30 protein-coding genes and 1 tRNA gene are annotated in these 25,961 nt (G+C 70.1%); 9 read left to right on the forward strand and 22 right to left on the reverse strand.

The features are described 5' to 3' along the window. Positions 1–16: 16 nt before the first annotated feature. The 11 genes from ACN269_RS22915 to ACN269_RS22965 form a co-directional block, all read right to left on the reverse strand. Positions 17–598: a hypothetical protein gene (locus tag ACN269_RS22915; protein WP_421474347.1), complete on the reverse strand. Its 582-nt coding sequence runs from the start codon at positions 596–598 to the stop codon at positions 17–19. Continuing rightward, complete coding sequence (locus ACN269_RS22920) at positions 595–951, reverse strand: protein DA1 (RefSeq protein ID WP_421474348.1); 357 nt, start codon at positions 949–951, stop codon at positions 595–597. The genes ACN269_RS22915 and ACN269_RS22920 overlap by 4 nt, the downstream gene beginning before the upstream one ends. Positions 952–1,273: 322 nt before the next feature. Further along, positions 1,274–2,278, reverse strand: a complete 1,005-nt coding sequence (locus ACN269_RS22925; protein ID WP_421474349.1) for a hypothetical protein — start codon at positions 2,276–2,278, stop codon at positions 1,274–1,276. After that, positions 2,275–3,204: a protein phosphatase 2C domain-containing protein gene (locus ACN269_RS22930; RefSeq protein WP_421474350.1), complete on the reverse strand. Its 930-nt coding sequence runs from the start codon at positions 3,202–3,204 to the stop codon at positions 2,275–2,277. Before ACN269_RS22930 ends, ACN269_RS22925 begins: the two co-directional genes overlap by 4 nt. Before the next feature lie 368 nt (positions 3,205–3,572). Further along, entirely contained in the window at positions 3,573–4,280 is a 708-nt protein-coding gene (locus ACN269_RS22935) for a vWA domain-containing protein (protein ID WP_421474351.1), read from the reverse strand. A gap of 25 nt (positions 4,281–4,305) precedes the next feature. Next, complete coding sequence (locus ACN269_RS22940; RefSeq protein WP_421474352.1) at positions 4,306–5,475, reverse strand: hypothetical protein; 1,170 nt, start codon at positions 5,473–5,475, stop codon at positions 4,306–4,308. Then, a complete protein-coding gene (locus ACN269_RS22945; protein ID WP_421474353.1) occupies positions 5,472–5,780 on the reverse strand; it encodes a hypothetical protein in 309 nt (102 codons plus the stop codon). Before ACN269_RS22945 ends, ACN269_RS22940 begins: the two co-directional genes overlap by 4 nt. A gap of 26 nt (positions 5,781–5,806) precedes the next feature. After that, positions 5,807–7,312, reverse strand: a complete 1,506-nt coding sequence (locus ACN269_RS22950; RefSeq protein ID WP_421474354.1) for a hypothetical protein — start codon at positions 7,310–7,312, stop codon at positions 5,807–5,809. Next, complete coding sequence (locus tag ACN269_RS22955) at positions 7,302–8,060, reverse strand: hypothetical protein (RefSeq protein ID WP_421474355.1); 759 nt, start codon at positions 8,058–8,060, stop codon at positions 7,302–7,304. The genes ACN269_RS22950 and ACN269_RS22955 overlap by 11 nt, the downstream gene beginning before the upstream one ends. A gap of 96 nt (positions 8,061–8,156) precedes the next feature. Further along, on the reverse strand, positions 8,157–8,879 hold the full coding sequence (locus ACN269_RS22960; RefSeq protein WP_421474356.1) for a Crp/Fnr family transcriptional regulator: 723 nt from the start codon (positions 8,877–8,879) through the stop codon (positions 8,157–8,159). A 53-nt stretch (positions 8,880–8,932) separates the two neighbouring features. Continuing rightward, on the reverse strand, positions 8,933–9,628 hold the full coding sequence (locus ACN269_RS22965) for a Crp/Fnr family transcriptional regulator (RefSeq protein ID WP_421474357.1): 696 nt from the start codon (positions 9,626–9,628) through the stop codon (positions 8,933–8,935). Positions 9,629–10,019: 391 nt separating this feature from the next. Between ACN269_RS22965 and ACN269_RS22970 the strand changes: the two genes are divergently transcribed. From ACN269_RS22970 to ACN269_RS22985, 4 genes are all read left to right on the forward strand, one after another. Next, complete coding sequence (locus ACN269_RS22970) at positions 10,020–10,397, forward strand: Pycsar system effector family protein (protein WP_421474358.1); 378 nt, start codon at positions 10,020–10,022, stop codon at positions 10,395–10,397. Between the two features lie 279 nt (positions 10,398–10,676). Continuing rightward, positions 10,677–11,126 (forward strand): SitI3 family protein, encoded by a 450-nt coding sequence (locus ACN269_RS22975; RefSeq protein WP_421474359.1) that lies wholly within the window; start codon positions 10,677–10,679, stop codon positions 11,124–11,126. 33 nt (positions 11,127–11,159) lie between these two features. After that, positions 11,160–11,795: a serine/threonine protein kinase gene (locus tag ACN269_RS22980; RefSeq protein ID WP_421474360.1), complete on the forward strand. Its 636-nt coding sequence runs from the start codon at positions 11,160–11,162 to the stop codon at positions 11,793–11,795. 169 nt (positions 11,796–11,964) lie between these two features. Then, positions 11,965–12,040, forward strand: a tRNA-Arg gene (locus tag ACN269_RS22985). Positions 12,041–12,155: 115 nt separating this feature from the next. Here the strand turns inward: ACN269_RS22985 and ACN269_RS22990 are convergent. From ACN269_RS22990 to ACN269_RS23015, 6 genes are all read right to left on the reverse strand, one after another. Continuing rightward, positions 12,156–12,932 carry an alpha/beta fold hydrolase gene (locus ACN269_RS22990; RefSeq protein WP_421474361.1) on the reverse strand — a complete coding sequence of 259 codons (777 nt, stop codon included), beginning with the start codon at positions 12,930–12,932 and terminating at the stop codon, positions 12,156–12,158. Next, a complete protein-coding gene (locus tag ACN269_RS22995) occupies positions 12,929–13,309 on the reverse strand; it encodes a VOC family protein (protein WP_421474362.1) in 381 nt (126 codons plus the stop codon). The genes ACN269_RS22990 and ACN269_RS22995 overlap by 4 nt, the downstream gene beginning before the upstream one ends. Before the next feature lie 64 nt (positions 13,310–13,373). After that, on the reverse strand, positions 13,374–13,724 hold the full coding sequence (locus ACN269_RS23000; protein WP_421474363.1) for a DoxX family protein: 351 nt from the start codon (positions 13,722–13,724) through the stop codon (positions 13,374–13,376). A 105-nt stretch (positions 13,725–13,829) separates the two neighbouring features. Beyond that, positions 13,830–14,597 carry a hypothetical protein gene (locus ACN269_RS23005; protein WP_421474364.1) on the reverse strand — a complete coding sequence of 256 codons (768 nt, stop codon included), beginning with the start codon at positions 14,595–14,597 and terminating at the stop codon, positions 13,830–13,832. Between the two features lie 55 nt (positions 14,598–14,652). Then, positions 14,653–15,252 carry a ClpP family protease gene (locus ACN269_RS23010; protein ID WP_421474365.1) on the reverse strand — a complete coding sequence of 200 codons (600 nt, stop codon included), beginning with the start codon at positions 15,250–15,252 and terminating at the stop codon, positions 14,653–14,655. Positions 15,253–15,387: 135 nt separating this feature from the next. Then, on the reverse strand, positions 15,388–15,975 hold the full coding sequence (locus ACN269_RS23015) for a helix-turn-helix domain-containing protein (RefSeq protein WP_421474366.1): 588 nt from the start codon (positions 15,973–15,975) through the stop codon (positions 15,388–15,390). A 323-nt stretch (positions 15,976–16,298) separates the two neighbouring features. On the opposite strand from ACN269_RS23015, the gene ACN269_RS23020 reads away from it, so the two are divergent. Next, positions 16,299–17,312: a potassium channel family protein gene (locus ACN269_RS23020; protein WP_421474367.1), complete on the forward strand. Its 1,014-nt coding sequence runs from the start codon at positions 16,299–16,301 to the stop codon at positions 17,310–17,312. A gap of 9 nt (positions 17,313–17,321) precedes the next feature. On the opposite strand, the gene ACN269_RS23025 is transcribed toward ACN269_RS23020, so the two are convergent. Further along, the gene (locus ACN269_RS23025; protein ID WP_421474368.1) at positions 17,322–17,804 is read right to left on the reverse strand and encodes a MarR family winged helix-turn-helix transcriptional regulator; all 483 of its coding nucleotides are present in this window, start codon (positions 17,802–17,804) and stop codon (positions 17,322–17,324) included. Positions 17,805–17,886: 82 nt separating this feature from the next. On the opposite strand from ACN269_RS23025, the gene ACN269_RS23030 reads away from it, so the two are divergent. Continuing rightward, positions 17,887–18,531 (forward strand): FMN-dependent NADH-azoreductase, encoded by a 645-nt coding sequence (locus ACN269_RS23030; RefSeq protein ID WP_421474369.1) that lies wholly within the window; start codon positions 17,887–17,889, stop codon positions 18,529–18,531. A 70-nt stretch (positions 18,532–18,601) separates the two neighbouring features. On the opposite strand, the gene ACN269_RS23035 is transcribed toward ACN269_RS23030, so the two are convergent. From ACN269_RS23035 to ACN269_RS23045, 3 genes are all read right to left on the reverse strand, one after another. Then, on the reverse strand, positions 18,602–19,636 hold the full coding sequence (locus ACN269_RS23035) for a 2-oxoacid:ferredoxin oxidoreductase subunit beta (protein WP_421474370.1): 1,035 nt from the start codon (positions 19,634–19,636) through the stop codon (positions 18,602–18,604). After that, entirely contained in the window at positions 19,629–21,476 is a 1,848-nt protein-coding gene (locus ACN269_RS23040) for a 2-oxoacid:acceptor oxidoreductase subunit alpha (RefSeq protein WP_421474371.1), read from the reverse strand. Before ACN269_RS23040 ends, ACN269_RS23035 begins: the two co-directional genes overlap by 8 nt. A gap of 224 nt (positions 21,477–21,700) precedes the next feature. Beyond that, positions 21,701–23,131, reverse strand: coding sequence for a hypothetical protein (locus tag ACN269_RS23045; protein WP_421474372.1), 1,431 nt, complete (start codon positions 23,129–23,131; stop codon positions 21,701–21,703). 127 nt (positions 23,132–23,258) lie between these two features. Between ACN269_RS23045 and ndhC the strand changes: the two genes are divergently transcribed. Then, the gene (gene ndhC, locus ACN269_RS23050; RefSeq protein WP_421474373.1) at positions 23,259–23,636 is read left to right on the forward strand and encodes an NADH-quinone oxidoreductase subunit A; all 378 of its coding nucleotides are present in this window, start codon (positions 23,259–23,261) and stop codon (positions 23,634–23,636) included. Positions 23,637–23,729: 93 nt separating this feature from the next. Here ndhC and folP read toward each other — a convergent pair whose 3' ends face one another. Beyond that, positions 23,730–24,599 (reverse strand): dihydropteroate synthase, encoded by an 870-nt coding sequence (gene folP, locus ACN269_RS23055; protein WP_421474374.1) that lies wholly within the window; start codon positions 24,597–24,599, stop codon positions 23,730–23,732. Between the two features lie 153 nt (positions 24,600–24,752). Between folP and ACN269_RS23060 the strand changes: the two genes are divergently transcribed. Together ACN269_RS23060 and ACN269_RS23065 are read left to right on the forward strand one after the other, a co-directional pair. Then, the gene (locus tag ACN269_RS23060) at positions 24,753–25,454 is read left to right on the forward strand and encodes a DivIVA domain-containing protein (RefSeq protein WP_421474375.1); all 702 of its coding nucleotides are present in this window, start codon (positions 24,753–24,755) and stop codon (positions 25,452–25,454) included. Next, complete coding sequence (locus tag ACN269_RS23065) at positions 25,451–25,948, forward strand: SRPBCC family protein (RefSeq protein ID WP_421474376.1); 498 nt, start codon at positions 25,451–25,453, stop codon at positions 25,946–25,948. Before ACN269_RS23060 ends, ACN269_RS23065 begins: the two co-directional genes overlap by 4 nt. The last annotated feature ends 13 nt before the right edge of the window (positions 25,949–25,961 follow it).

Here is a 25,961-nt window from a genome sequence, read left to right on the forward strand (position 1 = left end):
TTTTATCTGTCACGAGTCACCCCAGCACCAGGCGGGGACGTCGCCGAGCGGCGTTCCGGCTGCGGGCCGCCGTCCAAACGGCAACCAGATCCGGGCCGGAGATCCGGGTGTGATCGAGACCGTCGGGGGCGGGGCCCGGCTCGCCGTACCCGGCGATGGCCAACTGGACCCGGTAGTCGCTGGCGACCTCGGTGTGCCCGGGACCGCGGCAGTCGCCGTGTGGTCCCAATACCGCCAAAAGGTCCACCGCCGCGGGCAGGCCGTCATCCCGTTGGTCCAGGAACGACCGGGCCATCTGGTACGCCGCGGCGAGGCCGGCGTCCAGGGCAGCCGGGGATGCGGCCGGACCGGTGAGCAGCCGCCGGGCGGTGCCGGCAAGGGCGCGCCCCGAGAGCTGGCCCTGCCACCCGCACAGCCCGCGCACCGTCGTGTCCAGCAGCACCCAGGCGAAGCCGTGGTTGGGGGCGGCAGGGGAACGTCGGGCGGCGGCGACCACCCCGTCGACGCCCGCCGCGAGCCACGGTTGATGTACCACCGAGCCGTCGACGAGGAAGACCACGAGTTCGTGCCCCGAGCGGGGCGGGGGCGGCAAGATCATGGTAGGACCCCGTAGCGTCCGACGTAGCGAAGCAGCTCGCCCACTCGACGTCCGCCGAGCGCGTCGCGCGCCGCACGGAAACCGGCACCGTAGACGGGATCCGGCGAAGTTGCGATGGCCCGTCGCAATAGCCCGGCCCGCGGATCCGACTGCCGGCGCAACCACTCGTCCGCGGCGAGTTGGCAGAGCCCTTCCTCGACTGGCGGAGCGAGCGGCGGGATCCGGTGCTGATGGATCCAGACGTGCAGGCTTTCGTGCGCGATTGTCGACCCGAAGGACATCCGGGGCAGTCCGGCGCGGATGGTGATCCCGGTGGGGGTGCCGTCGAGCAGGTGAGTGACGCCGACTGTCACCGATCCGCCCTGTCCCGTGCCGGCACCGCCACCTTCGGTCCCCGCACCCAACCGTACCCGTACCGGGTTGCCGAGCCGGACTCCCATCCGGTGTAGTTCGGCCCGGACCTCCGGTAGATAGCGGCGGAGCTCGGCGGTCGAGTCGATGGCGGTGGCCCGGCAGCCTGCGCAGTAGTGCCCGGTGGGAGCGCCGGAGATCGGCGCCGCGCAGAGCCGGCATGCCGGGGCGTCTTCGTGAGCCAGGCAGAAGCGTTCGCCCAGCTGGCTTTCCTGCCAACGGTTGCCCAGGACTAGCCCGCATAGCCCGCACCGATGCGGTTGGTTAGCGGGCAGGAATCCAGACACCGTCGGCGTCCCGTCGCCAACCATCCGTCGTCACCACCTTCCGGGCTCGTGCGGGTACGACTGCCGGGGCTGGCGGTATCAGTGGAGCCCCGAGCCGCTCCCGCAGATGGAACAGCCACTCGCGCGCTTTGGGACGGTCCCTCGGGGGCCCATCCAGCGCGGCGCGCAGCAGTTGGGTGCCGGCCCGGCCGAGTGCCGGTGCGGCCACCGACCAGTCCCGGTTGACCGAGGAACCGCGACCGGGGGTTAGGCAGCGCAGGATGAACAGGGCCAACTTGTAACGGTCGGTCACCTGGCTCTGGGGAATCGGGCCGTCCGCCCGTTCCGGCGGCTCCCAATCCGGGGTGTCCAACTGTCGGTTTACAGCCGCGCTGCCACGCACTCTGGCCGCGTCGCAGTCCACAAGCAACACCGTGGGCCTGGGCCGCAGCCCGTAGAGCACGTTCCGAGCGGAGAGGTCGCCGTAGACCAGGTCGGCGCCGTGCATCAGCGACATCGCGTACGCCATTCGGGCGCAGACGGCCATCCGGGAGCGCACGTCGCCGTCGGCGGGCACGTCGATCTCTCTCCGGCGGGCGGTAGCCGCGTCGAAGATCAGGTGCTGTACCTCCCGTGGAATGCGCTCCCGGCTCCCGGAGGGCAAGGCGATCTCCTGCATGAAGTCGTCAGGGATCAACCGCATCAGGACGCCGGCTGCTGTTCCACCATCGATCACCACCCGCAGCGGCCAGACCGTCAACTCGTCGAAGACGGCCCGTCGCTGCGGTTCCATCCGGTGCCGGACCGCCACGAGGTTCTGCAGACCACTCAGCGACACCGCCGTCGAGTGGAGCTTGTACTCCTTGAACACCAGTGGGCCCGGCACTCCCGCGAGCTGCATGCCTGGCAGCAGATGGATGGTGCCGTTGGCGCCCGAGTTGAGCCGTTGCCGTGTGCCCAGGTCGGCGACCGAGACGGTGGTGGGTTCGGGTTTGCCGCTCACGCCAGGAATCCCTCCGGGTCCCAGACACCCACCACCGTCCGATCGTCGTCGAAACTCTTCCGGCCGAAGCCCACCTGAAGCGCGAAGTCCAACGCCGACGCCGGAGGCCCGGACCACGCCTGGGTCAGCGCCGCCGCGACCTGGCCCGTGCCGTCGCCAAGGGGGTCCCCGACCCCGTCGCTCATCGCCAGCAGCACGGCCTGGACGGGGACGAGTTCCTCGCGTACGGAGAGCATCGCCGGATCCTCGGGCAGCTGAGGCAGGGCGACGACCGCCGAGGAGCTGACCTCGCTACCGGCTCCCTTCACCGAAGTGAGGCAGGACCACGTCCGGTCGGGCTCGATGATCCAGGCGGGCGAGTCGCCCAGCCAGGCGACCTGGACCCGTCGCTGGCCGTCCACCGCATCGGTCGGGCAGAGCACTATGGTCGCGGTGGTCGCCATCACCGCCGCCACCTCGTTCAGCGGTAGCTTGAGCTTCTGCGCACCGGTGCCGAGGATCAGCCGGGACAGCTCCTCGAAGAGCTCGTACCACTCGGTCCGGCTGGGCACCTCATCCCGTCCGTCCATCATCCGCCCTACTCGCCGGGTGGCGTGGCGGGCCACCATCTGTGCGGCACGGTGTGAATGACGGCCGGCGGACACACCGTCCGCGACGGTGACCACCAGCCATCGACCGTCCTTGGACACCCCCACCCCGTAGGCGTCCTGCCGAGGTGTGCCGGCCTGCCGGTGCGACAGACCGCGGACGCTCGCCGCGTACACGGAGAACGGCCCGACCTGACCGCCGTCCAGGATGGTGTCCGGAGCGTCGAGCGCGTCCCCGATCAGTGGGTGGACCTCGGTGAAGGAGCGCCCGGGGTCACCGATCCGCCAGAACCGTACGGGTGGTGGCGCGTCCACCCGCTCGTGGCCCGCTGGCCTCACGGGTTCCCGGGCGCTCTTCGGGGGCTCGATCGGGGCCCCGGCCTCCGGCCGCCGAGCAGCCCGGGTCGGACCGGCGCCCGCAACTGCCTGCCCGGGCCAGGGCGTGCTGCGGGGCTGCCCGTTCATCCGTCGTTCCTCGGGTTGGGGAGCGACGTCGGACGCGCGCTGTGCTTCCTCCCGCCGACCCAGATCGGGGGCCGGGTCGACGTCGCGATCCCCGGCCCCCCCTCGGATTGGGTAGGGGCGTTCGGGATGATCCGACCACCAGACCTGCTCGCCGCTGGCGGTCCTCCCGGTGGTGCCGGCGGCGTCACCCTCCGGGACGGGTGTGACAGCGGCCGGCTGTGCGCTGTTCGGCTGCTCCATCGTCAGTCGAGCCAGTCGTCTTCGACGTCCAGGTCGGCCGGCACGTCACCGGGACCTGGCAGGATGAGTCCGGAGTCGCCGCGGGCGATGCTCTGACCGGAGGCCAGCACCGAGGAGATCAGCACCTCGGTCATCGCCCGGATCGCCCCGGCGGCGTCAGCGCCGGTTCGCATCATGTAGAGCTTGCTCTTCTGCGGCGGGTAGACGAGTTTCCGTAGAACGTCTCGATCGGCGGTGTCCACCCCGCAGGGGACGAGCACCGGATACCAGCGGAATCCCGTCCCTGCCTCCCGGTCGTACTCCGTGAGGGCCGAAAAGGCGTCGTGCCAGTCGTCGAGCGGCTCGCCGTCGCTGATGAAGAAGACGGCCGGGCGGTGCACCCGATAGCCGTCGCCGCGCAACTGGGTCACATCTTTGAAGATCTGTTCACGGAGGGTACGGAACGCTTCCGCGTAGCTGGTACCGCCGCGGAGCTCCAGGCTGGGCAGTGTGCCCTGCTGAGACAGGTCGCAAAGCGGCACGAGAACCTGCGCCTCGTCGGCAAAGTCGATGAGGCTGAACCTGACCTTGTCGTTGAGGATCGGGTTCTTCGCGAGCGTGTTCGCGACAGTCGGCAAAATCTCGCGGGCCGCCTCGAGCTTGTCTCCTTTCATCGACCAGGACACGTCGACGACGAGGTAGAAGGGGAGCAAGATTCCCTGATCAGGCATTGGTTGTCTCCGTCCTTGTTTTCGGTCAGGTGCGAGGGCCGGTGCCGAGCTCCGGGCTGGTGCTGTTGGCGCCCTTGTCGGCGAGTGCGGTCAGGAGCTGGGCGAGCAGGGCAAAGAAGACGGGCTGCTCCTCGGGGGAGGGCGCGTCGGCGGACCGGAGGCGCACGTCGCCGTCCATGAGCTTCCGAAACAGCTGTTCCATCAGGTCCGAGCGTTTCTCGGGGTCAGTTTCACCAACCGCGAGGATGAGCTTGGCGAGGTAGTGCTGGTCCACGCCGAGCTGCCGTTCATGGGCCCGGTGCCCAGCTGACTCGCGCAGGCAGAGCGCCATCAGATAGGTGGCGGTCGTGGTGATGCCGAGCGAGGCGACAAGCGTGGGCCAATGCGGAGCGTTCCGGTGGGCGAGCGCGCCGGCGACCAGGACGACAAGTCCAAGAAGGCCGAAACCAATCCCTACATGACGCCACCGGTCCGCCTGCCGGCGCTCCCGGTCCCGGGTGCCGTCGTCTGTACATAGGTTTGCCCGATGTACCTGCAGGTCGGCGCTTAGCCGCCGGGCCTCCTCGCGTAGCTTGCCGACGCGCTTCAGTTCCTGGTCGTATGCGGCGCGTTCCTGGTGCAGCAGCTCTGCGACCCGCTCGTCGAGGGTTTCCTGGAGATCGGCAGTCCTCAGCTCGTGCTCGGCGCTCATCTGCTTCAACCGCTCGTCGGTGCCGCGGCTTCGGCGGAGCGCCTCCTCCAGCCGTTCGACCTGCGAATCCACCCGGTCGGCCGTCTGACCGAGCGCACGCTGCTGTGTTTCGACGAGCAGCCGGAATCGTCGAGTGCGGGGTTCGCCCTCGGGGTCCGCGAGCCGGAGCAACTCCTCGAGGCTTCGCCCGCTGTCTCGGATGTCCTGGTTGAGCGCCGTGACGAGCCTCAGTTGCTGCCGATGCCCGGCGCCGCCGACTCGGATCCAACAGAGTTCCACCATCGTGAGTAGAGCACCGATCCGGTTGGCTGCGGCGGGGGTGCCAGTGAGGTCCACAGGCATCTCCTGCAGCCGGTCGAGCAGCAACCGGAGTAGGCCGATGCCATCGGAGAAGGCCATCTGGTGCGAGAGCGACAGGTCGTCGGTCAACTCCGTCAGATAGTGGCGGGCGTCCGCCACCCGCTTGCCGAACGGTGCGGGTGTGGCGGCTGTGGGCCTCGTCATGCTGGCTCCGGTCGGCGTAGTCCCGCAGCGGCGGCCAACACCGCCGGCGCCTGCTGTGCGTTGCTCACGACGAGGCCCAGCAGGGGCTGGAGCTCGACCGAATCCGGGTCGTCCACGAGCAGTACGCGCAGCTGTCGAAGAGCCCTCTCGACAAGTTCGGGATGCGTCAGCGCATCGCGTTCCGCCCGGACCGCAGCGGCCAGCCGGTCCAACGGGTCACCTGGGCTGGAGTCGTTGGTGGCCTGCGCGTTGTCGCCGATGGCCAGGGCATTCGCGTTCGCCTGCCCGACGTTGTAGGTGCTCATCTCGGTCTCCTGCTCGGTTGGAGGGGTCACGGGGTGCCCGCCCACGGTGGGTCGGCCGGTACGGAGCCGGCGGGGGGTGCGCCAGCGGTGCCCGCTGCGGCGGGCTGCGTTTGCCCGGTGGGGCCGACGACCGCGTTGGTGCCGATGGCCATGGCATTGGCCAGGGCGGTCCCGATGTTGTAGTTGGTGTTGACGATGTTCAACTTCTGCTGGGTGAACTGGGTGGTGTCCACTCCGTGCTTGTCCAGGAACTGCTCGACACCGCTGAGCATCCGCCGGCGCAGGGCGTTGAGGATCGATTCCTCGTCCGAGAGCGCGAAGAGGTAGATACGGTTCCGGTCGGCGACCAGGGCGCGGATGCTCGTGTCCGCGCCCCGGTCGAGGATCTGGGCACGGAGGACCCGCCTTCGATCGACAGCCAGCGCGCGGGACCGGGCGAGGTGCAGCATCCCGATCCGCAGCAGGTCGAGCGGGCTGCGTCCGAGCTGGCGCCAGGCCGACCGGAAGGTGTCCCGCGCGGCGTACCAGAGAATCTCGCGGGTGTTGCGGGCCAACCGGTCCAGCCCGCACATTTCGGCCCGGACCGGCAGCAGCACGAAGGCGTGCCCCTCGACGAAAAGGTCCCCGGCGACCAGCCCAGCCCGGACGAAGAGACTGACCACCAACTCGCCGTTCCAGGACACCTTCTCCATGCACAGATAGGTGCGGACATCGGGTCGCGGCCGGGCGATGCCCAGCCGGAGCGCTTGCGGGCTGACCCGGGCCGCGGGCCGGTCCATCGGATCGGGGAGCAGGGTCGGAACCGCCGCCAGCCCGGTCCCACCGACGAAGAGTCGGTTGTGCACGCGCAGGTCGGGGATGCCGGCCGCGCGCACCGTCCGGGTCAGCTCCCGATGCAGGTCGACGGGGTCGAAGGGCATGACCTGCCGAGGGTTGCCGGCCGGGTCCAGAGCTGGCTTCGTGGCATCCACGTCGATCGACCAGCTGCCCAACGGAAGGCCGCAGCTGCCGAACGGGAAACCGCCCCGGAACACCACCACGTTGCCGGTCATCACCTCACCGAGCCGTCGTTCCAGCCGAGGGTCGACCGGGCGGACGAGGTCGCGCAGATCGGCACCGGCGGAGTTGATCCGCTGCGCATACCGGTGCGCGTCGAGCATGCTGGCCAGGATGACCGCGTACGGCAGGACTAGACCGGTCATGACGGCGACCACCGCGAAGCCGCCGACCGCGTCGCCGTAGGGCAGGCTGCCGGAAACGAGGAGTAGCAGCACCGCCATGACCAGGCCGGCGAGGTCGGCCGACAGGAGTACTCGCATCCACATTGCCCGCCGGTATGCGGCGGTGGCGTGCCGAACCAGCGCGATGAGATCGACCCCAAAGGACTGTCCCGTGGACCGCAGGCTGGGCGCGCCCAATTCCGTGACCACGTAGCGGGCGAACGACGGTGACAGGTGGGCGTGCGAGCAGAGGTACCGGTCCACCGCGATCGCCGTCCCGCCCGGAGGCAGGGAAGTCGGGTCACTCGTCATGGTCGGTAGCCCTCGATCCGGCGTCAGCCCAACTTCGGCCACCGTTGTGGATCCAGGCGCGTGCGGAGTTGAGGACGACACCGGCCGGCGGGCCGCCCGTATCCGTCCGGTCCGGCCCGCCGTCCGCGGTGTGCCGATCCCCGGGCTGGGCGCCGATCGGCCGTCCGGTGTCGGGTCGCCCCGCCAGGTACGCCCAAGCGTGGGTGCTGGTCTCCTTCACCACCACCGGAATTCGCTGGAAGTCCTCCGGGGCCGGTCCGTAGCCCTGCCGCACCACCGCCTCGAAGACCGCGTCCGAAACGACCACGACCAGGTCGGCATCGGGTGCGTCGGCGATCAGCTCCCGCGCGGCCGGCGCGTCGAGCAGCCGGGCGCATTCGCTCAGCGTCACACCGGACAGCCCACCGCTGTCCTCGCGGTTCAACAGTCCCATGTGGATCGCCAGCCGCAGCCGGAGGCGGGAACGTTCGTTGGCGGACTGCCGGTGCACCCGCAGTTCGGTCGCGAGGTTATGCAGGAACGGGCTGACCATGGACAGGGGGGAGACGCTCGATGGCGCGTGCAGCCGGAAGCCGTCACCAAGGTCCGCTGGCGTGAGCCCGTCGATGTTCAGGCCCTGTCGCCGTAGCGCCCGGCCGAGTAGGTCGAGCAGGTCGGTGCGCATCTTGAGCTGAAGCTGGTCGTGCCGGATGCTGGAACCGACTACGTCGGTGGCCACGACGGTGTGATGGAACGGTTGAAAATTCATGACGCCTCCCGCGATCCAGTGCCATTCACTCTTAGTGGGGATTTGTTTGACGTTCTGTGTACGGAGACACAGAACGCTCCCGGTCCGCCGGAATGGTCAGGCTTCGCTGGCGATCAGGTCGGTCCGCAGCACCACAATCCGGGAGCGGCCGGTGCGAACGGCTCCTGATTCGCGCAATCGGCGCAGCTCCCGTGCCGTGGCCTCGCGGGAGACCCCCGCCAGGTCGGCCAGGTCCTGCTGAGCCAGGGGTACGACGGTGGAGCCGGGTGCCCCCCGAAACAGGTGCGCCAGGTGGAGCAGGGACCGTCGGACCCGCTCTGGTGCGTCGTAGGCGAGGTGGTCGAGTAGCCGGTGATCCGCCTCTGCGGTCTGGCAGCCGATGCTGTCCAGCAGCGGTGCCGCGAGCCAGGAGTGATCGCGTACCACTGCGGACACCTGTGAAGTCGAGACCGTCACCAGGAGGGAGGGCAGCACCGCCACCACCGACCGCCGGACCGCGGTGGGATCGCCGAAGTGGCTGACAATGCTGCCCGCCGGCCGGACGGTGAGGGTCGCGGTGGTGCCGTTCTCGGCTAGGCCCACCTCCTTCACCGCACCCTCCACGACGAGCGTGATGGCACCGGTTCGCTGGTCCGGGGATGGCAGCGTGGCGCCGCCGGTCAGCGGGCGGCGGCGGCCTGCCGCGCTGAGGATCTGCCACATCCGGGGATATCGGTCCCGGTCGGTTTGCGGCGGCGGAGATGGCCGCGCGTCGGTCACCCGTCCGGTGGCGGGCCGGCGGTCGGTGAAGCGTCGGAGTCCGTGGCTGGTCGAGCCCATGGCAGCAGCGTGTACGAGCGCGTGCGGGCTGACGTGTTCGTCGATCACAGTCTCTATGTGTCCGTTGGCACAGAGCGGCAGAGAGACCGCAACACCTCCGGTCGCACCACCACTATCCGCTGGCGGCTGGTTTGCACCACGTCACGTTCGCGGAGCGCCCGCAGCGTACGGGCTGCCACCTCCCGGGAGGTGGCAGCGGCGGTGGCCAGTTCCCGCTGTGACAGCGGCAGGTCGATGACCACCCCGTCAGGAGTGTGGGTGCCGTGCCGGGCCGCCAGTTCGAGAAGACGAGCTGCGATCCGTGCCGAACTGCTCGTGGAGACGTATTCCAACCGGTGGCGATCGGATTCCCGCAGGTTCCGGGAAATATGACGGAGGAGCGCAAGAGCGATGGGAGGATGTTTTGTCAAGAATCCGACAAACCGCTCCCCGTCAATGACGATTGCTGTTATCTGCAACAGCACATGGGCAGCTGCAGACCGAGAGCCGCCATCAATTGCCGCCAATTCCCCGAGTATGTCTCCCGGCCCTCGGAGGGCCAGAAGCGCTTCTTCGCCGGTGCGGGACGTAGAGGTGACCTTCACCCAACCGTCCAGGATGAGCACCACGTGTCGGGACGGATCACCCTGGTGGAAGAGGGTGCTTCGAGGTTGGTAGGACAGTCGAGCGCCGAGAGACTCAAGCGACTGGCGGACCTCGGGCTCCAGCGCCGTCAGGAAGGAATTCGGATGTGTCGCCTTCTTGTGCATGGCGCTCCCGCGTGTTCGATGACGTGAGGTGTTCCCACCCTAGGGCACCGCGAATCGTGCAATCGTCGTCCGTCGGGTCGGTCACGTTGGCCGCCCGACTTATCAGTGCGCGTTTCCGCTCAGGCCCAGTTAGCCATTTGACACACTTCTTGGCACGACATCGGCGTCGCCGCTCGGTCTTCAGCCAGCGAGAGTGGGCCGTATGGCGCGCAGAAGCGGACGGACCCGAAGGTTCGATGGTGCGGCAAGGGCGACGGCAACTGCCGCGCCCAGCACCGACCCTGAAGAGGAACAGTTGGTCCGCGCGGCGGATCGGCTCCTGAGTCAGGCGCGCGAGGAGCTTCGCCGGGCAGACGGCAAGGCCCTGCAGGGCCTTGCCGTAGGAGGGGCGATGGCTGTGCTCTGGTCCTCGTCGTTGGCTCAGGGAACCTGGCGGCCCGAGGAACTCGACCGGCTGAGTCGGCTCAGTTGGTGGTTGGCCTGTGTCTTCTGGGCTACGGCTTCGGCTGCTTTCGGCGTGGCCGCCTATCCGTGGCTCGGGCGGGCATGCACAGACCGGGTCACCTATTTCGGCGATGTGAGCCGGCTGACCGACGATTTGAGTCAGTTGTCCGCCGCGCTGCGCGACAGCGCCGCCGCGCCGCTCGACGTGCTCTTGGCCGAGCTGGCCTGGACTGGCCGGACAGCGATGCGGAAGTATCAGTTGGTCCGGGTCGGATTCGCCGCCATCGGGCTCGCCGTGGCCGGAATGCTGATCGCCCTGCTCTGACCGGTGGTCCGTACCCGGGTACGCCCGCCGGTAGACTGGCTCACGACGAAGGACAACTTGAGGTCCCCAGCGCCGAGCGCTCCCTATCCACCGCGGCGCGTGCACGTCATCAAATCCGAACAGGCCGAGTTCGGCTCACCCAGGCGGAGGCACCTACCCTCGCTGTGCACCGGCGGCAGTTCGTCCAGACCGCATGTCCCTGTCGAAACGACATGGCCGCGGAAGCCCATCGAGGTGTGATCGTTCAGATCATCCGGCGAGGCTAACGAAGGGACGCGGATGGCTGTCGAGTACCGGTTGACGCTGGCTGGCGACATCCCACTCGAGCAGCTGGCGCAGCTTGCTGCTCCCGGAGCGGTCGAAACGTCCACGGCGTCCGGCGGCAGGATGCTCAGCGGCGACCTGAACGACGAGCACGGGTACGTCGTGGACGTCACCGGCGGCCGGCGCGGCTACTGCAGCGCCGAGGACGACGGTGGTGCTCTGTGGGAGTGGGAGCCCGAGCCCTACGTCGATGTCAACTTCTACATCCGCAAGGACACCCTGGTCGACAGGGGTAAACCCCAGATGCTGGCGACGGTGGCCAGGATCCTCGCCGGCACGGCCGAGGATGCGGCCCTGACTCTCAACGGCGACGTGCTGATGCTGACGCGCGTCGCGGGCAGCCTTCGAAAGCACAACACCGACGGCTGGAGCGACGAAGACTACGACAGGATTCTCCACCCCTGAAGGGCGTGCGCCTACCTGCCTTACTCTCCCTGCGTGGAACTATCCCTGGACTCTGCGTTCGCGATCTTCGACGCCCAGGACTCCGGGTGCGTCTCCTACGGCGTCGAGGCGTCCGGGCGCCGCTGGTTCGTCAAGACAGCCACCACCGCGCCCAGTCGCCGTTCCTTGCTGCGAGCCGCCCAGTTCCACGCCGCGGTCCAGCACCCGGCGATCGTGCGCCCCGAGCAGGTCCTCGACGGGCCGACGCTGGTCTACCCATGGCATGACGGCAGCGTGCTTAACCACGCCACCGTTGACGGTTCGGACCGCAGCGCACTGCACCGGTTTCAGCAACTACCCTTGCCCGACGTTGAAACAGCCATCAACACCATCCTCGACGCACACCTGGCCGTAACCGTCGCCGGATATGTCGCGGTCGACCTCTACGACGGCTGCTTCCTCTACGACTTCCACGCCCGCCGACTCCGCCTGATCGACCTCGACGAGTACCGGCCCGGGCCGTTCACCCTCGGCACAGGCCGCCTCCCCGGATGCCGCCGCTACATGGCTCCCGAAGAATTCGTCCGCGGCGGCGTCATCGACCAGCGCACCACCGTCTACACCCTCGGCCGCACCATCCACCACCTCCTCGACTCCCCATTGCTCTCCAGCGGATGCCAACCCGGGTGAACCGGTGCCAACGCGGGTCACCGCCGCCGACCGCCGGTCGCAAACCGGGGTTCGTGTGCTCGAGCTGTGGTCCTGGGCTGGGCGAACGACAGTCCGGGTGACGCGGGCGAACGTGGGCCACTCCCTGCCACCCCAGGTGAACCCCCAGGTCGCTAGACTAGGCCCTCGCGCCCTCGTAGCTCAGGGGATAGAGCATCGGTTTCCTAAACCGTGTGTCGCAGGTTCGAATCCTGCCGGGGGCACCAGGTCACAGCCTGATCAACGCACCCTGTCCGCCTCCTGGGGCTCGCGCATCAGCTGAAGCGGGCCGCTCGTAGTGGGATCGCGCCAAGATCAAGCAGTACTGACAACGCCCCTGCCTCAGCTGGACCCGGACAAGAAGGCGCGAACAGCGGCGGCGAATTGCGCTTGAGCGTCGTGATGCACCACGTGACCGGCGGGCAGCTCGATCAGACGAGCCTGGCCGTCGCGACGGGCGATCATCTCACGAGCGTGGCCGGCCGCCAGTTCATCGCTGCGCGTTCCACGAATCAGAAGAGTCGGGCAGCTCACCGAGATCCAGTCCGTCCAGTGGTCGCCGCTGAGTGCTTTCTGGGATGCCACCGTGTCGTCGATGTCGAATGAGAAGCCCCAGCCGTCCTCGGACTGGCGGAGGGAGCATTCCAGGTAGGGCGCCGCTGCACCAAGGGCTGCGGCCAGCGCATCGCGCGACGGCGCGTGGCGGGGGAGGCTGGTCGTGAACGACCAGTCGACGTCCACGACCGCGCCGATGTCCTCGACGATCAGCGCGCTGACCTGGTCCGGGTACCGCCCGGCGTACTGGTAGGCGTTCACTCCGCCGAGTGAATGGCCCAGCACCGCCACCGGGCCGACCTCCAGATGCTGGTGGAACGCGGCGACATCGGCAACGTAGTCGTCACGCTCGTAGCTCTTGGCACGGTCTGATGCTCCGTGGCCGCGCTGGTCGAGCGCGATCACCCGCCACTGCGGCGTCAGCGCCTCGGCCAGTGGCGCGAATGCCGACGCCTCGTTGTAGTGCCCGTGCAGGACCAGGAGCGGGGCGCCCGGACCACCGAAGTCCAGATAGGAGAGCTTCCGGCCCTCGACCGCGAAGAACTCGCGCGCGACCCCCGTCACAGTGGGTCGAGGCGGCGCTTCAGCAGGCAGAACTCGTTGCCTTCCGGATCGGCGAGGACGTGCCAGGACGCGTCCGCAGGCTGACCGATGTCGATCGGCCTGGCCCCGGCGGCCAGCAGGCGTTCGAGTTCGGCGGCCTGGTCGCGGTCGGTCGGGTTGACGTCGATGTGCAGGCGGGCGGGGCCGTTCTTCGGCTCGTCGTCGCGGATGAGGAAGATCGTCGGTTGCGGGCCGCCGAACCCTTCGCGTGGGCCTACCTCGATGTAGACCCCCTCCTCGCGGTCGAGTTCCACGAAGTCGAGGACCTCGCACCAGAACCGTGCCAGCACCTCGAGGTCGCGGCACTTGAGCACGATCTCACCGATCCGGCATGCCATTGACGGAACCTACTCTCAGCAGTGCGAACAGGCTCGCGATCGTACCGGGAGGGCGCCTCGACGGTCACCGGTGGTAGGCCAGGTTCACCACCAGCGCGGCCAGCACGGTGACGAAGAAGATCGCCCATCCCACGAGTTTGCGGGACCCCACGCGCAGGTGTGCGATCAGCGCTCCGACGAAGTACAGCACCAGTCCCGTGGCCGCGAGCGTCCCCAGCAGCGGTACGGCGAAGCCGGCCAGCAGCCCTACCGAGCCGGCGGCCAGCAGCGTGCCCAGCACGGGCAGCCAGGAGTGTGGCACCCGCTTCATGTCCGCCTGGGCCTTGGGGTAGTCGTGGCCGATCAGGTAGGTGACCGCGGCGATGGCGGTGAACACCGAGGCGATGATGGTGACGGTCACGTAAGCGGCGAACATGGATCCTCCCTGGGGACAGCGCCGCGAGAGTCACGGGCGCAGGAGAGCCGGCAAGCAAACGTTGCCCTCCGGGTCGTCCCGGAGGGCACCTCGTCGTCGTAGGGGTCAGAGGAACTTGTACATCTCGGCGGAGGCGGCCTCGGTGTCGGCGGCCGGCGGGGCGGTCACGGTGACCTTCTCGCCGAAGCCGCTCATCTTCATGTTGGTGACGAGGTCACCGAGGCTCTTCGTGGCGACCGTGTAGGACAGGGCGGTGAGTCGGCCGTCGGCGTCGACGGTCGCCTCGAAGGGGATGGCCTTGGGGTCCTTCGCCAGCTTGGCGGTCGACTCGAGGCCCTCGCGCATGCCGCCGTCGCTGCTGGCGGTCTCGGCGGCCTTGTTCAGATCGGCGGTGCCGCTGTAGCGGCCGGGGCTGACCTCCTGGGCGGTCACGATGCCCCCGATGAGGCCGGTCTGTGCCTTCAGGTCGAACGACTGGCGCAGCGAGCTGGTCGGCCGGAGCTTGTTGAGATCGATCTTCATCCAGGGCTTCTCGCCGTCGAGCGAGTCCGACTTGATGTAGGCGACATCGCCGATCAGCCGGGCCTCGACCGGCTCCGGGGCGGTGCCGGTGACGTGGATCGCCTTGGCGGCGGGGTCGACCTTGCCGCTGAGGCTGATCGACTGGCCGCCGGCCTTGACCGAGGCGTCCATGGTGACCGTGCCGGCGAGACTGCGGTCCATGGCCTGCCGGACGGCGGCGGTCGGTTCGAGCTTGGGCGTGGTGGGGGCCGCGGCCGGGCCGGACCCTCCGGTGTCGCCGGAAGTGGTGTCGCAGCCGGCCACGAGGGCGGCGGCGAGGGCAATCGAGAGGACAGGGATCAGTCGACGCATAGACGCGACCCTAACCAACAAGGTCCACTCTGGGGGGCCCGGCCGACACGGTGGGTCAGTCCGCCGGCAGTTGTTCGGCGTGGGTGAGCACCCGGTCGACGATGCCGTACTCCCGGGCCTGCTCGGCGGTGAACCAACGATCCCGGTCCCAGTCGCGCTGGATCTCGTCGAGGGTTCGCCCACTGTGCTCGGCGATGAGCTCCTGCATCGTCCGCTTCACGTGCAGCATGTTCTCGGCCTGAATGGTGATGTCGGCGGCGGTTCCGCCCATCCCGCCGGACGGCTGGTGCATCATGATCCGCGAGTGCGGCAGCGCGTACCGCTTGCCGGCCGCGCCGGCGCAGAGCAGAAACTGTCCCATCGAGCCGGCGAAGCCGAGCGCCAGCGTCGCCACGTCGTTGCGGACGTAGCGCATCGTGTCGTAGACCGCCATCCCCGCGCTCACCGAGCCGCCCGGCGAGTTGATGTAGAGGTAGATGTCGCGGTCGGCGTCCTCGGCCGCGAGCAGCAGGATCTGCGCGCAGATCTGGTTTGCCGACTCGTCGGTCACCTCGGTGCCGAGGAAGACGATCCGCTCCCGCAGCAGCCGCTCGAACACCTGGTCACCGAAGGTCGGCTGACCGCTGTCCAGCATCCGCACGTCGTACCCGATCATGTGTCGCCGCCTTCCGCGGTGCCGGCGGGCGGCGGAACCGCCCGGGGAGCCGGCTCCTTCAGCGTGCGCGCGGCGGCGGGCGCGGCCCAGGGTTTCTGCCGCCGGCAGATCGGCCCAGGGCAGAACCCCGCCGACCTACACGCGGGTCAGCCGCCGCCGGCCCGTCCGGGCCCGGCGGCAGGCCAGCATCTTGGAGGTACGCGGACCGGGGCACCCGGCCGGCGCGGAGGCGATCAGTCGGACCCGCAGCCCAGCGCCTCCGACGGTCGACCCGACGGGCGAGGCTGGACCGCCGACGTGCAGGATCGGCCCGCCCAGCCGCAGCACCGGTCCGGCCGGTTGCGGTGCGGGGGCCCCGACGACGGCCACGGGTGGCGTCGCCCCACCGGGCTGAAAGCCGATTCGGAGCGCGGGGCCGGTCTCGTTGCGTGGGGCGGGCACCTGCTCCAGCCGGGCCAGCGCGGCCCGGGGCGCGGCGGGGATGCGCCGCTCGACCCGGCGCAGGTCGTCGCGGGCCGCTTCGAGCAGGTCGGAGAGTTGGATGCCGAGCGCCCGGCAGATCGCCGCCAGGACCTCCGACGAGGCCTCCTTGCGTCCGCGCTCGACCTCCGACAGGTAGGGCACGGAGACCCCGGCCGCCTCGGCGACCTCGCGCAGTGTGCGGCCCTGGCTCTGGCGCAGCCGGCGCAGCACCCCGCCGATGACTCGTCGTAGCAGCGACATGCGGACCTCGCTCTCGCGGTCGTCGTCGGGAACATTCTCATCATGCCTGTTCCCGGCCGTCCGGGCCGACCCATGCGGGCCCGCGCCGCTCGTTCGGCGCGGGCCCCGGGGTGTCATCAGCGCAGGTGGGTGTGCGCGGTGCCCCTCGCTGTTCACGAGGGTCGTGCCCGCTCCGTCTGCCGGTCCGCACCGGTTCGTCGTTGTCGTCCTGTAGTCGGGCGTGAGGCCGGTGTCGGTTGCCCGCGAGCGACCCGGACGTGCGAACCGCGCCGTACCCGCTATGTTGTGGACGTGCAGGCGACGGCGGCGGAGCAGGTTCGACGGTGATCCATTTTCCCGCGCAGCGCCGGGGCCCGCTGAGCGCGCTGAGCCTGCGGCTCGCGGCCGCCCTTGCGCTGGTCTTCGCCGTGGTGGCGGCGGTCTACCTGGATCGGGACGGCTACCGCGACGTCAACGAGGACGGCCTCACCCTGCTCGACTGTTTCTACTACGCGGTGGTCTCGCTCTCCACCACCGGCTACGGGGACATCACCCCCGCCGCGCCGTCGGCCCGGCTGGTCAACGTCCTGTTCGTCACGCCGGCCCGGGTGCTCTTCCTGATCATCCTGGTCGGCACCACCCTGGAAGTCCTGACCGAGCAGTACCGGACCGGCCGTCGCCTGTCGCGGTGGAGGAGAACCGTGAAGGACCACGTCATCATCTGTGGCTACGGCACCAAGGGTCGCAGCGCGGTCAACGCCCTGATGGAGAACGGCCTGGACCGGTCCAGGATCGTGGTGGTGGAGCGCAGCAGCGCCGCCCTGCGGCAGGCCACCTCGGCGGGGTTGGTGGCGATCGAGGGCTCGGCGACCCGTTCGTCGGTGTTGAACGAGGCGCACGTCAAGCACGCGAAAGCAGTGATCATCGCGACGGACAGCGACGACGCCTCGGTGCTGGTGGCGTTGACCGTTCGGCAACTCACCGCCGGTCAGGTCCGGATCATCGCGGCCGCCCGCGAGGCGGAGAACGCCCCGCTGCTCAAGCAGAGCGGCGCGCACCACGTGATCGTCTCCTCGGCGACCGCCGGCCGGCTGCTCGGTCTGTCGACCTCGGCGCCGCCGCTGATCGACGTCGTGGAGGATCTACTCACTCCGGGGCAGGGGATGGCGTTGGCGATGCGCTCGGCGGAGCGGGACGAGGTCGGCCGTTCACCGCGCGAGCTGGACTCACTGGTGATCGCCCTGGTGCGACGGGGCAAGGTGGTCACCCTGGCCGACAAGGCCGGCGCGGTGATCGAGACTGGCGACATGCTGGTGCACGTCCGCGACGACCGCCCGCAGTCCACGGCCACCGTCTGACGCGGCGCGTCAGCAGGCGTCCGCGTCCACCTCGCTGAGGGCCCCGGTGCAGGCGATCGGCGTCGTGGTGGCCGCCCGCCGCAGCAGGTTGTAGAGCGTCTCCCGCTCGGCCGGTTCGAGCGCTCCCAGCACCTCGTCCTCGGCCCCCGCGAGGGCGCATTCTGCCTCTTTGAGGCGTTTTACCCCGTCTTCGGTGAGTTCGACGACGTGCCGTCGACGGTCCTGCGGTGAGCGCCGCCGCTCGATGAGTTCCTTGGCCTCCAGGTCATTGAGCAGCCCCACGATGTTGGTGCTGTCCATCTCGAGGGTGCTCGCGAGCGCCTGCTGACTGATGCCGTCGCCCGCGCGCAGCACCGTGAGCGCGACCAGGTGCCGGGGGCGCAGGCCCAGCGGCGCGAGCACCGACTCCGCCCGCAGGCGCATCCGCCGCGCCAGATGGTCCAGCAGGGCACCCGAGCGGTGCTCCGAGGGATCCAGCGGCAGGGCGGACATGTGACCCAGTCTACCGACGCCCCGGAACATCTGCCTGCTATAAATAGTTGGTGCAACACAGACGATCCTTGGAGGAGGAATCATGAACCTGCTACATATCGATTCGAGCATCCGGGGCGACTGGTCGGTCAGCCGGCAGCTCACCGCGCGGGCCGCCGCGGCCTGGCGTGCCGCGCACCCCGACGGCACCGTGACCTACCGCGACCTGGGCGCCGAGCCGCTGCCGCACCTGGACTCCGAAGGCGGGCTCGCGCGAATGACGCCGCCGGACCAGCACACCCCCGCCCAGCGCGCGTCGTGGGAGCTCAGCCTGCGCGTCGTCGACGAGGTGAAGCAGGCCGACGTGGTCCTGCTCGGGCTGCCGCTCTACAACTACGGCGTACCGAGCAGCGTCAAGTCCTGGGTCGACCACCTGATCGTCGCCGGCCTCACGTACGACCCGGAGACGCAGGAGGGCCTGCTCACCGGTCGTGAGTTCGTGGTGGTGGCCACCCGGGGCGGCGGCTACGGCGAGGGCACCCCGCGGCACGGCTGGGACCATGCAGAGCAGTGGCTCCCGCACGGCCTGTCGATGACCGGCCTGGAGCCGCGTTTCATCAGCACGGAACTGACCCTGGCGCCCACCGTGCCGGCGATGGCCGAGCTGATCCCCCTGCACGAGGCCAGCCGCACGGCGGCCGAGAAGGAGATCGACAACCTGTGGACGCCGGCCTCGGCGCAGCGCTGAGACGGCACCTGACACGACGAGAGCGGCCGCCCCGGATCGGGGCGGCCGCTCTCGTTTCAGGTCGGACGGGTCAGAGGATCGTCCAGGTGTCGCCACTGCCCAGCAGGCCCGCGAGCTGCTGCTCGGGGGTTTCGGTGACCTTCGCCTTCGCGGTGGCTAACTGCTCCTGCACCACGCTGTCGTAGGACGGCCGGTCCACCGAGCGGAACACCCCGATCGGCGTGTTGCGCAGGTCCAGGCCGGGCAGCCGGGACAGCGCGAACGCGTACGCCGGGTCGGCCACCGTGGCATCGTGTACGACGATCTCCTCGGGGCGTACGGAGCTGGTCTCCCGGACCTCCAGCCCGAACGCGCCCGGCGGGTGCACCACGCAGAACCGACCGTCCGCCCCGAAGGTGATCGGCTGGCCGTGCTCCAGGCGGATCAGGTAGTCGTCCCGGGTGGACGGGTCCTTGAGCTGCTCGAACGCCCCGTCGTTGAAGATGTTGCAGTTCTGGTAGATCTCCACGAACGCCGAGCCCTGGTGCTCGGCGGCGGCCCGCAGCACCGACTGGAGGTGCTTGCGGTCCGAGTCGATGGTGCGGCCGACGAAGCTGGCCTCCGCGCCCAGGGCGAGCGAGAGCGGGTTGAACGGCGCGTCCGCCGAGCCGGCCGGCGTCGACTTGGTGATCTTGCCGACCTCGGACGTGGGCGAGTACTGCCCCTTGGTCAACCCGTAGATCCGGTTGTTGAACAGCAGGATCTTGAGGTTGACGTTGCGCCGCAGCGCGTGGATCAGATGGTTGCCGCCGATGGAGAGCGCGTCGCCGTCGCCGGTGACCACCCAGACCGACAGGTCTGGACGGGACACCGACAGACCGGTCGCGATCGCCGGCGCGCGACCGTGGATCGAGTGCATCCCGTACGTGTTCATGTAGTACGGGAAGCGCGACGAACAACCGATTCCGGAGACGAACACGGTCCGCTCGCGGGGGATGTTCAGCTCCGGCATGAACTGCTGGATGGCCGCCAAGATGGCGTAGTCACCGCAGCCGGGGCACCAGCGCACCTCCTGGTCGGACTTGAAGTCCTTGGCGGTGAGCTTGAGGGCGACGGGCTCAGACATTCTTCAGGACCTCTTCCAGCGTCGTCTCCAGCTCGGCGGCCGTGAACGGCAGGCCGCGGACCTGGTTGTAGCTGATCGCGTCGACCAGGTAGCGGGCCCGGATGACGTGGGCGAGCTGGCCCAGGTTCATCTCCGGAATGACCACCTTGTCGTAGGAGCGGAGCACCTCGCCGAGGTTCGCCGGCATCGGGGCCAGGTGCCGCAGGTGCGCCTGGGCGATGGAGAGGCCGCGCTGGCGGACGCCACGGCAGGCCGCGCCGATCGGCCCGTACGTCGAGCCCCAGCCGAGCACCAGCACGCGGGCGTCGCCGTCCGGGTCCTCCACCTCGATGTCCGGTACCGGGATCGTCTCGATCCGGGCGGCCCGGGTGCGGACCATGAAGTCGTGGTTGGCCGGGTCGTACGAGATGTCGCCGGTCTTGTCGGCCTTCTCCAGACCGCCGATCCGGTGCTCCAGACCGGGGGTGCCGGGGATGGCCCACGGGCGGGCCAGGGTCTCCGGATCGCGCAGGTACGGCAGGAAGGTGGTGCCGTCCTCGCCGTTGGGCGCGGTGGCGAATTCGACGCGCAGGTCGGGCAGCGACTCGACGTCGGGCAGCAGCCACGGCTCGGAGCCGTTCGCCACGTAGTTGTCCGACAGCAGGATCACCGGCGTGCGGTAGGTCAGCGCGATCCGGGCCGCCTCCAGCGCGGCGAAGAAGCAGTCCGACGGCGATCGGGGCGCGATCACCGCGACGGGCGCCTCGCCGTGCCGGCCGTACAGCGCCATGTTCAGGTCGGCCTGCTCGGTCTTGGTGGGCATGCCGGTCGACGGGCCGGCCCGCTGCACGTCCACGATCACCAGCGGGAGCTCCAGCGCCACCGCGAGGGAGATCGTCTCGCTCTTGAGCGCCACACCCGGACCGCTCGTGGTGGTCACGCCGAGCGAACCGCCGTAGGAGGCGCCCAGCGCCGCGCCGACCGCCGCGATCTCGTCCTCGGCCTGCATGGTCAGCACGCCGAAGCGCTTGTGCTTGCTCAGCTCGTGCAGGATGTCCGAGGCGGGCGTGATCGGGTACGCGCCGAGGAAGACCGGCAGCCCCGAGCGGACCCCGGCGGCGACCAGCCCCAGCGACAGCGCCGCGTTGCCGGTGATGTTGCGGTAGGTGCCCGGCTGCATCTTCGCCGGCTTGACCTCGTAGCGGACCGCGAAGTCCTCGGTGGTCTCGCCGAAGTTCCAGCCGGCCTTGAAGGCGGCGACGTTCGCGGCGACCAACTCCGGACGCTTGGCGAACTTGGTCTCCAGGAAGCGCAGGGTCGACTCGTACGGCCGGGAGTACATCCACGAGAGCAGGCCGAGGGCGAACATGTTCTTGGACCGTTCGGCGTCCTTCTTGGACACCTGGTGTTCGGCCAGCGCGCCGACCGTCATCGAGGTCAGCGCCACCGGGTGCACGACGTACCCGGCCAGCGAGTCGTCGTCGAGCGGGCTGCTCTGGTAGCCGACCTTGGCCAGGTTGCGCTTGGTGAACTCATCGGTGTTGACGATGATGTCCGCGCCGCGGGGTAGGTCGACCAGGTTGGCCTTGAGAGCGGCCGGGTTCATCGCCACCAGCACGTTGGGCGCGTCACCCGGGGTGAGGATGTCGTAGTCGGCGAAGTGCACCTGGAAGCTCGACACGCCCGGCAGTGTGCCGGCGGGAGCCCGGATCTCGGCGGGGAAGTTCGGCAGCGTGGAGATGTCGTTGCCGAGCTGCGCCGTCTCCGAGGTGAACCGGTCGCCGGTCAACTGCATGCCGTCGCCGGAGTCACCGGCGAACCGGATGACCACCCGGTCGAGTTGACGGATCTGCTTGGTCACTGTGCCACCTTCGTTCGCGACTGCGGGCTCGCAAGCGCTGTCGTTCCCCACCCAGAGCCTACGTCGAACGGACCCCCGGGCCTCCCCGGAGGTCCGCCGACTGGGACCGGATCAACGCCGAAATTGCGGTGTAATGCGGGGTTTCGTACCGCCCGCCGTAATTCAGATCACCGTATGTCGGCCCGGGACGACCCCGAGCGGTGATGGCCAGGGTCGTCGATCGATCAGTCCGTGGGCGGGGGCGTGGGCTCGGCCGTCGAGCCGCCGAACCGGCGACGCAGCGAGGTGGTGGCCAACGTGAGGGCCAGCACCACCAGCAGCGCGGAGACCGCGACCAGGATGACCGCGGTGCGCTGGACCGAGGTCATGCCGTCGTCGGTGGTGGCGCCCGCCGGCAGTACGCCCTGGGAGCCGGTCGGCGCGGGCGGCGAGACGACCGGCGTGGCCAGCGCCGCCGCCGCGGTGATCCGGAAACTCATCTGCAACCGCCGGGTCGCGCCGTTGCGTGGGTCGAGTTGACCGATCACCGCCCCGGACAGCGGCGCCTCCCGCTGGGCCTGTGGCGTCGCCTCCACCGGTAGCCGCAGCTCACGGGTCTCGCCCGCGGACAGCAGACCGGCGTCGCACCGGGTACGGGACGCGTCGAGCGCCACGCAGCCCGCCGGTGGGGCGGGCGCGCTCACCCCGGACGGCAGGACCACCTCCACCAGCCCGGTGGCGTCCACCGTGCCGGCATTGCCCAGCCGCACCGCGAGGGTGCTCTGCGCGCCGCTGATGTCGAACGCGACCTCGTCGGCGGCCAGCGAGATCCCGGGCACCGGCGGGCCGGGCGGGAACAGCACCGCGAAGCCCTGGTCGTCGGCCACCTCGCCGGGCGTACCCGGCACGTCCGCGACGACCCGCACGGTGCCGCTGAGGGGCATCCGCTCCCAGGCGGCGCCGGCGACCCGTAGCCGGATCAGGCTGCTGAACCGGGTGCCCGCGTCGGTCGTCCACGCCCCGCAGCGGTACGTGCCGCCACCCTCTTCGACGCAACCGTTCGTGCCGGCGTCGCTCACTCCGGGCGGCAGGGTGTACGACAGCCGGACCCGCTGCGTGGCCGTGCCGGTGTTGGCCACGGTGACGCGCAGCGTGGTGGTCGTGCTGGGCGCGTTCCAGTACGCCTCCGAGAGGGCGACGTCCTCGGTGGTCACCTGCACGCCCAGCGGGCTCGGCGGCGCCTGCGTGCCGCCCGGCGGGGGCGGGTTGACCGGTGGGACACCGGGTGGGGGTGGCCCGAGCGTCGGTCCCCGGGTGGCGCCGCCCGGGGCGGGGGCGCTGGTGGCCGGTGGTGGCGGCGCGGTGGTCGGCGGTGGCGCCGGTGGCGTCGTCTCCGGTGGCGGCGCGGTGGTCGGTGGGGCCGGGTCGGTCGGTGCGGGGTCGCCGCCCGGGTCGACGGTCGGGGTGGGCTCCTGCGCCGGAGTGGTCTCCGGATCCGGTTCGGGCGCCGACTCCGTCACGGCGGCGACCGGATGGGTGTGCGCTGCCGCCGTGCCGGCGAGGGCCGGTGCGACGGCGAGCGTCGCGAGCAGCCCGAGCGCGAGCGCGGTTGCTAGCAGGCGGGTGGGATGCCGCCCTGCGGCCCAGCGATCGGGCGAAACCTTCACGCGGGCCATCTGTCCTCCGGTTGCAGGGTGGGAGTCCAATATTCTTAATAGTTGCCCCGGTGCACTAGTCTCACCTGGAAACAAATCCGTAACGTGTTGGGGACGGCCCCTCCAGGGCGGGCGGTAGGCTCCGGTCGTGACCGGTTACCTGGGCTCGTACGCGACGCTCGGGCTCTTGCTGCTCGTGAGCGTCCTGTTCTTTGTGACGGCGTTCTCGGCCAACCGGGTGTTACGTCCCGCCCGCCCGGCCGACCCGTTCGGCAAGCGGGCCAGCTACGAGTGTGGGCTCGACCCGGTCGGCGCGGACTGGGCGCAGATGCAGATCCGCTACTACGTCTACGCGTACCTCTACGTGCTGTTCGCGGTCGAGGCGGTGTTCCTCTTCCCGTGGGCGGTGGTCTTCGACCGGCCCGGCTTCGGCCTGGTCACGGTGGTGGAGATGGCGATCTTCGTGGCGGTGCTCGCCCTCGGCATCCTCTACGCCTGGCGCAGGAACATCCTCCGCTGGACCTGAGCGCCCAGTCGCGTTGATCATGAAGTTATTGTCCCGACACGCCGCACGGCAGGGCAATAACTTCATGATCAACGGGGGTGGACGGGGTTGGCGTCAGGCCAGGCCGCGTCTGGTGGAACTGGGGGGGCGGTCGCCGCGGATCGAGGCCACCATGTCCAGCACCCGACGGGTCGGCCCGACCTGGTGGGCCCGGAACACCCGGGCGCCCAGCCAGGCGGAGACCGCCGTCGCGGCGAGCGTGCCCTCCAGGCGCTCACCCACCGGTAGGTCGAGCGTCTCGCCGATGAAGTCCTTGTTGGAGAGCGCCACGAGCACCGGCCAGCCGGTCGCGGTCAGCTCACCCAGCCGGCGGGTGATCTCCAGCGAGTGGCGGGTGTTCTTGCCGAAGTCGTGCGCCGGGTCGATGAGGATCCCGTCGGGGCGTACCCCCGCCGCCACCGCGCGCTCGGCGAGCCCGGTCACCGTCGCGACCACGTCGGCGACCACGTCGTCGAAGGCGGCGCGGTGCGGCCTGGTCCGGGGGGTCAGGCCGCCGGCGTGCGAGCAGACCAGCCCGGCGCCCGTGCTCGCCGCGACCCGGGCGAGCGCCGGGTCGACGCCCGACCAGGTGTCGTTGAGCAGGTCCGCGCCGGCCGCCACGGCCTCCGTCGCCACCTCGGCACGCCAGGTGTCGATGGAGATCACGACCTGCGGGAACGCGGACCGTACGGCAGCGATGGTGTCCACCGTGCGTCGGATCTCCTCGGTCACGTCCACCTCGGTGCCCGGCCCGGCCTTGACCCCACCGATGTCGATGATCTCGGCGCCCTCGTCGACCGCCCGCTCGACCGCCCGGAGCGCGCTGTCCGCGGCGAAGGTGGCGCCCCGGTCGAAGAAGGAGTCCGGTGTGCGGTTGACGATGGCCATCACCACCAGCTCACCGGGCGCGAACGTCCGCGAACCGAGCCGAAGTGCCCCGGCCATGCCGCCTCCCGTCTCCTGCGCGCCGTCGCTGCTGCTCCGGCCGCCACCGACGCTAGCCGGTCCGGGCGGGCCCGCGCGGGGCGGGCGTGGGCGTCGATGGATGATCGGGGTGGTGGGGTCGCTACCGGCGGGCTGTCGTGCCACGATCAGTGCATGGGTCAGCTTCTGCTCCTCCTGGTCGTGGCGTTGACTGTCGCGGCGGTGGTTTTCGGCGTGACGGTGCTGGTCGGCGGGCGCGATCCCGGTCTCGCTGCGACGGAACCGGATTCGCAGGCCGTACCGCTGCCGGGCACCCGGCCGCTGCGCGAATCCGACGTGGGCGCGGTCCGCTTCGACACCGGCCTGCGGGGCTACCGGATGGCCCAGGTCGACCGGGCGATGCGCCGCGCCGCCTACGACATCGGCTACAAGTCCGAACTGATCAGCGTGTTGGAGGCGGAGGTCATCGCGTTGCGCGAGGGCCGGACCGACGACGCGGACGTGCTGCGCCGGGCGCGGGAGCAGGCCGTGGCCTCGACTCCGGCCGCCGACGCGACCGACGTCGACGCGACCGCCCCGTCCCTCGACGAGACGGCTCCGGTCGGTGCCGGTTCGCTCCCGGAGGCCACCTCCTCGTCGGCCGACGCCGACGGCGTGGCACCGGCCACCGACGGCGGAGCGCCGGCCACCTCCGACGAGACGGCTCCGGTCGGTGCCGGTTCGCTTCCGGAGGCCACCTCGTCGTCCGCCGACGCCGACGGCGTCGCGCCGGCCACCGACGACGCGAGCGTCCGCACGCCCGCCGACGACGCCCCGACCGAGGCGACCCGGGGCACCGGACAGCAGGGCGCGGTGGTCCGGTCGGAGTCGGCGTGACCGGCCCGGAGAGCGCCGATGCTCTCCGGGAGGCGGCCCAACCCGGTGCCGGTGAGGTGACCGCCACGGTCATCGTCAACGCGCCGGCATCGCGGGTCTTCGCCGCGCTGCTCGCCTGGGAACGGCAGTCCGACTGGATCCCGCTCACCCGGGTCCGGGTCGTCGAGGGCGACGGGCGCGAGGGCAGCCGGATCGAGGCGGTGACCGCGCTCGGCCGGGCGACGCTGCGCGACGAGATGCTGGTGGTGCGGGTGGACGAGCCGTACGAGATCGGCGTCGTGCACCACGGCCAGGTGCTGCGCGGCCCGGGTGTCCTGCGCTGCACCGAACTCGGGCAGGCCCGTACCCAGGTCGTCTGGCACGAGTGGTTCCACCTGCCCGGCGGCGCGGCTGGCCGGATCGCCTGGCCGGTGCTCTGGCCCGGCTCCAAGCTGGGCCTCACCCAGGCGCTCAAGAGGTTCGCGCGGCTGGTCGAGCAGGGCCGCCTGCCCTGACCGCGTCTGCGCC

It is taken from the genome of Micromonospora sp. WMMD736, from assembly GCF_049179015.1.
Taxonomy (GTDB): Bacteria; Actinomycetota; Actinomycetes; order Mycobacteriales; family Micromonosporaceae; genus Micromonospora.